This window comes from Streptomyces sp. NPDC006283, from assembly GCF_040613325.1.
GTDB lineage: Bacteria > Actinomycetota > Actinomycetes > Streptomycetales > Streptomycetaceae > Streptomyces.
The window spans coordinates 1-3884 of the sequence record NZ_JBEXRZ010000361.1; the positions used below are offsets into that span (position 1 = coordinate 1).

Annotated in this window: 2 protein-coding genes and 2 pseudogenes; 1 reads left to right on the top strand and 3 read right to left on the bottom strand. The window is 72.2% G+C overall.

Features of this window, described 5'->3' with window-relative positions; genetic code table 11:
- Positions 1–207: 207 nt before the first annotated feature.
- Entirely contained in the window at positions 208–1467 is a 1260-nt protein-coding gene (locus tag ABZ070_RS35860; protein ID WP_356640227.1) for an ROK family transcriptional regulator, read from the bottom strand.
- A 135-nt stretch (positions 1468–1602) separates the two neighbouring features.
- A pseudogene (locus ABZ070_RS35865) lies at positions 1603–2031 on the bottom strand (PfkB family carbohydrate kinase); the annotation flags it as partial.
- A 280-nt stretch (positions 2032–2311) separates the two neighbouring features.
- On the opposite strand from ABZ070_RS35865, the gene gndA reads away from it, so the two are divergent.
- Complete coding sequence (gene gndA / locus ABZ070_RS35870) at positions 2312–3754, top strand: NADP-dependent phosphogluconate dehydrogenase (protein ID WP_356640229.1); 1443 nt, start codon at positions 2312–2314, stop codon at positions 3752–3754.
- A 35-nt stretch (positions 3755–3789) separates the two neighbouring features.
- On the opposite strand, the pseudogene ABZ070_RS35875 reads toward gndA, so the two are convergent.
- A pseudogene (locus ABZ070_RS35875) lies at positions 3790–3884 on the bottom strand (TetR-like C-terminal domain-containing protein); the annotation flags it as partial.

A 3884-nucleotide genomic window follows, 5' to 3' on the forward strand; every position in this document is an offset into this window, starting at 1 on the left:
GCTCGCCGCCCAGTCCGGTGCGTCGGCGGCACCGTCCATCACCTGGACGAACGCGCTTGGTCTGTCGCAATCGGCCAACTTATGGGCGTTCGTGGGGCAGTGACAAGGCTTCTGTTGGAGGGTGGCTGATTCCCGTTCCGGGCCCGGCCCGTGGGCTCGCGGCTGTGGCGAGGACAGGCCCCGCAGGTATGGGCAGCGCCCCCGAGGTCACGCCTTCGGGGGGCGTGAGCCGCCGCGGGTGAGGAAGTCGGAGAGGGGAAGCGTCGCCGCGCCCACCGTCACCGCGTCCGCCCCCAGCCTGCCCAGCTCGATCGTCGTGCGCGACGCGGCATGGTGGAGGGCGTACTCGGTTGCGTGGCGGCGCACTTCGGGGAGGAGGTGCGGACCGAGCAGCAGTCCCGCCCATCCGCCGAGCAGGATGCGCTCGGGTCGGAAGAGGTTGATCAGGTCCGCGACGGCCGCGCCCAGGTACTCGGCCGTGTCCCCGAGGAGGGAGAGCGCCACGGGGTCGCCTGCCTCCTCGTCCGCCCCCGGGGCGGGATAGGCCGCCGCCAGCAGCGCCGCCAGCGCCGTCTCGTCGTCCGCGTCGGCCGCCGACGGCCCGCCCGCCTCCCGCCAGCGCTCCCGGAGCGCTTCCGCACCGGCGTACGCCTCGAGGCAGCCCAGGGAGCCGCAGCGGCAGCGTCGCCCACGGATGTGTACGGTCGTGTGGCCCCATTCGAGGGCGCTGGTGCGGGCGTTCTCGTCGGGCGTGGCGGAGTGGACGACGCACGCGCCGACGCCGGAGCCGATGAGCGCGACGGCGGCGGTGGCCGCGCCTCGCCCGCCGCCGAACCACATCTCCGCCTGCCCCAGGGTCTTCGCGCCGTTGTCGACGAACAGCGGTACTTCCGGCGGGATTTCGACGGTGTCGCGCAGTATCCGCTCGAGCGGGACACCGCTCCAGCCGATGGTCTGGCCGTGGACGACGGCTCCGCCTGCGGCCACGGACCGCTCGATGAGGCCGGGCACGCCGATACCGATGCCGAGGAGCCTGCCGGGGTCGGCACCGGCCGCCCGCAGGACGTCGGTGACGCAGTCGCGGACGTGGGCGACGATGCGGTCGACGTCGTAGCCGTGCTGGGCGAGCAGCCGTTCGGCGCGGGCCAGCTCCGTGAGCGAGAGGTCGAAGAGCTCGACACGTACGCGGGTCTCGCCGATGTCGATGCCGATGAGCAGTCCGCTCGCCGGGGCGACGCGCAGGAGCGTGCGGGGCCTGCCGCCGTCGGATTCGACGCTGCCGGCCTCCTCGAGGACGCCTTCGGCGACGAGCTCGGCGACGACGTTGCTGATGGAGCCCGAGCTCAGTCCGGTGACCGGTCCGAGCTCGTGGCGGCTCAACGGGCCGTCGAAGTACAGTCGTTGCAGGACCCGGGCTCGGTTGCCCCGCCGCAGGTCACGCACTGTACGTCCGTTGCGTTCCGCCATGGTGCTCCTTTCCTGCACGCAAGATACCCCGGCCTCGCCGGAGCCTTCGTCACCCCTGAGTCACGCCGAAAACCAAGCCGCGCCCCCACCGGTCGGTGCGGGTGGGGACACCGGCGTCCGCCGTGGCGGCCCCGGTCAGGCCTGGGCCACCACGGCCGGCTCGGTACCGGCCTGTGCGCGGACGGACGCGGCCACCTGCGAGGCGTGGGCCCGAATGGCCCCGGTCTCGGCACACGACAGGTCCAGCCGCCAGGACGCGGAGGCGAGCCACCCGAGGACACCGGCCATGAAGGCGTCCCCGGCGCCGACGGTGTTGACCACCTCCACGGGCCGCGGCCGGAGCCTCGACCGGCGGGGTCCGGAGCCGGTGATGGTGATCTCCTGGTTGTAGATGCGGTACGGCTCGATGACGGCCGTGGTCGCGTCGTCGGAGACTCCGAACTGCAGGAACGTGCCGCCCTTGGCCACGCGTCCCAGTCCGTCCTGGATGGCCTGCGCGTTGCCGGTCGCGTCGATGACGACGTCCCAGCCGCCGGGCCGGTCGCGTTCGTCGGCGGAGGCCGCCATGCGGGAGCAGGCCGCTCGACCAGCTTCTTCGCGGCATGTGCTGTGCCCGTCCGTGCCCGTATCCGCGGTGCTGTCGTCCCTGGTCACGTCGGGTGCCGGACCTTCCGGCGCCCCGGGCCGTACCCGCTTGGTACCCCGGCTGAGCCCGAACCGGGTCCGCGGGCGGAGAATGACCGGGTGCGGAAGCTTCCGTACGGCTTGAGGATCGATGAATGGCCTGCTCCGCCCATACGTATCCGTAGGGGCGGCATATTCCTAGACTTCCAGGAGCACACGCATGAGTGGAACAGCTCGGATCGGCGTCACGGGTCTCGCGGTGATGGGCCGCAATCTCGCTCGTAACTTCGCCCGCAACGGCTTCACGGTGGCCGTGCACAACCGTACGGCCGCGAAGACCCGCGCTCTGGTGGAGGAGTTCGGCCACGAGGGCACATTCGTCGCCGCCGAGTCGGCGGAGGAGTTCGTCGCGGCGCTGGAACGCCCGCGCCGCCTGGTCATCATGGTCAAGGCGGGCGAGGCGACGGACGCGGTGATCGAGGAGTTCGCGCCGCTGCTCGAGGAGGGCGACGTCATCATCGACGGCGGCAACGCCCACTTCGCCGACACCCGGCGCCGCGAGAAGGAGCTGCGGGAGCGCGGAATCCACTTCGTGGGCGTGGGCATCTCCGGCGGCGAGGAGGGCGCGCTGCACGGGCCGAGCATCATGCCGGGCGGCTCCGCCGAGTCGTACGCCTCCCTCGGCCCGCTGCTGGAGAAGATCGCGGCCAAGGCCCCCGACGGCACGCCCTGCGTCACGCACGTCGGACCGGACGGCGCGGGCCACTTCGTGAAGATGGTGCACAACGGCATCGAGTACGCCGACATGCAGCTCATCGCGGAGGCCTACCACCTGCTGCGCGCCGTCGCGGGTTACTCCCCGGAGCAGATCGCGGAGACCTTCCGCACCTGGAACACCGGCCGGCTCGACTCGTACCTCATCGAGATCACCGCGGAAGTGCTCGCGCACACGGACGCGGCGACGGGCAAGCCGTTCGTCGACGTCGTCATGGACCAGGCGGAGCAGAAGGGCACGGGCCGCTGGACGGTGCAGATCGCGCTGGACCTGGGGGTGCCGGTGTCGGGAATCGCCGAGGCGGTCTTCGCGCGCTCACTGTCGGGCCATGCGGACCTGCGGGACGCCTCGCGCGCGCTCCCCGGGCCGCAGCCGACGCCGCTCGGCGAGCAGGAAGCGGGCCGGTTCGCGGACCAGGTGGAACAGGCGCTCTACGCGTCCAAGATCGTGTCGTACACGCAGGGCTTCCACCAGGTCCAGGCAGGCAGTGAGGCCTACGACTGGGGCGTGGACGCCGGTTCGGTGGCCGCGATCTGGCGGGCCGGTTGCATCATCCGGGCGGCGTTCCTCGACCGTATCCGCGGGGCGTACGACGAGCGGCACGATCTGCCGAGCCTGCTGGCCGACAAGCAGTTCGCAGAGGAGATCGGCGCGGCGCAGGACGACTGGCGCGAGGTCGTGGCGACGGCCGCCCGTCAGGGCGTCCCCACGCCGGGCTTCTCCGCGGCGCTCGCCTACTACGACGCCCTGCGGGCGGAGCGGCTGCCCGCCGCACTGACACAGGGCCAGCGCGACTTCTTCGGCGCGCACACCTACCGGCGGACCGACCGTGAGGGGTCGTTCCACACTCTCTGGGGCGGTGACCGCTCGGAGGTGGAGTCGGGCTGATCTGCCCGTTCGGACCGCTCGGAGGGTCACCCGCGCCTGGGCGCGGTGTAGCCGGGGACGGGAGAGCCGTAGATCAGGGCGTACTCGTGCGGATGGGCCAGGGCCCAGGCACGCACGGCCGTGCAGACCG